The organism is Kineococcus glutinatus (assembly GCF_039542765.1).
GTDB classification, from domain to species: Bacteria; Actinomycetota; Actinomycetes; order Actinomycetales; family Kineococcaceae; genus Kineococcus_A; species Kineococcus_A glutinatus.
The window spans coordinates 1-1090 of sequence record NZ_BAABIL010000857.1; the positions used below are offsets into that span (position 1 = coordinate 1).

At 78.6% G+C, this 1090-nt stretch carries 1 protein-coding gene, 1 tRNA gene and 1 pseudogene; all 3 read left to right on the plus strand.

Going from position 1 to position 1090, the window contains the following annotated elements:
• Positions 1 to 272: histidine phosphatase family protein (locus ABEB16_RS22070; RefSeq protein WP_345714310.1), on the plus strand; the 272-nt coding region annotated here is incomplete at its 5' end.
• 105 nt (positions 273 to 377) lie between these two features.
• Positions 378 to 453: transfer RNA gene (locus tag ABEB16_RS22075), tRNA-Ala, on the plus strand.
• A 110-nt stretch (positions 454 to 563) separates the two neighbouring features.
• Positions 564 to 1090: pseudogene (locus ABEB16_RS22080) on the plus strand (hypothetical protein); the annotation flags it as partial.

Consider the following 1090-nt stretch of genomic DNA (forward strand, 5'->3'; position numbering starts at 1 on the left):
AGCGCCGCAGCGAGGCCGGTGCCCGCGCCGCGGCCGCGGTGGAGCGCCACGCGGCCGCGGCGCCCGCCGGCGGGCCCCTCGTGGTGGCCTCGCACGGCACGGCGCTGAAGGGCGCGATGCTGCAGCTGCTCGGCCTGCCGCTGACGGCGTGGACGGCGTTCGCCGGGTTCTCCAACGCGCACTGGGCCGTGCTCGAGCGCCGCAGCAGCGGCTGGACCCTCGTGGAGTACAACGTCGGCCCACCCGCCGCGCCCGAGGGCGCCGAGGACTGAACCCGCGGCCTGCGGCGGTGGGCGGTTCGCCCGCACCACCACGGGTGGTCTATGCTCGTGCTCGTTCGCCGGACGGGAACGCGGTCGGCGGGCGAGCACGAGCAAGGGGCTGTGGCGCAGCTGGTAGCGCACCTCCATGGCATGGAGGGGGTCAGGGGTTCGAATCCCCTCAGCTCCACCACCGAAGGGCGGTCCACGCGGGTGGACCGCCCTTCGACGTTCCGGCGTCCACCCGGCACGTCACCCTCTCGCCGCATCAAGGACACCGCCCGCGGCGACGATGCCCAGCTCGTGAGCACGCCGGGCGAGCACCACCAGCAGCGAGCGCAGGCCGCCCTGAGGGCGGTGGGGCGCGTCGCGCGGCGTCCCCCGGTGCTCGTGGTGGCCGCCGTCGCGCTCACCACCGCCCTCGCGGCCGTCGCCGCGACCCGGGAGCCGTCCCCCGCCGTCCAGGTCGCCCTGCTCGTCGTCCTCGGGGTCGCGGCCACCGCGCTGGCCACCGCGCTGCACGCCGCCCGCCGCTCCCGCGAGGCCGCGGTGCAGGTCGCCGCCGACCTCGCGCAGGCGCTGGACGCAGCCCGCGGCGCCAGCGTGCGCGACGACCTCACCGGCCTGCTCAACCGCCGGGGGCTGCTGCTGGTGGGGCAGCAGGTGCTGGAGTCCGCGCGCCGCTCCGGGGGGGCGGTGCACTGCTGCGTCGTGGCGGTCGGGCCCGCCGAGGTCCCCGGCGCGGACGTGCCGCTGCCCCGGGACCCCGACGTCGCCGCCCAGCCGGCACCGGCCGGCCGCACCCGCCGCCACGGGCCCCAGGAGGCGGC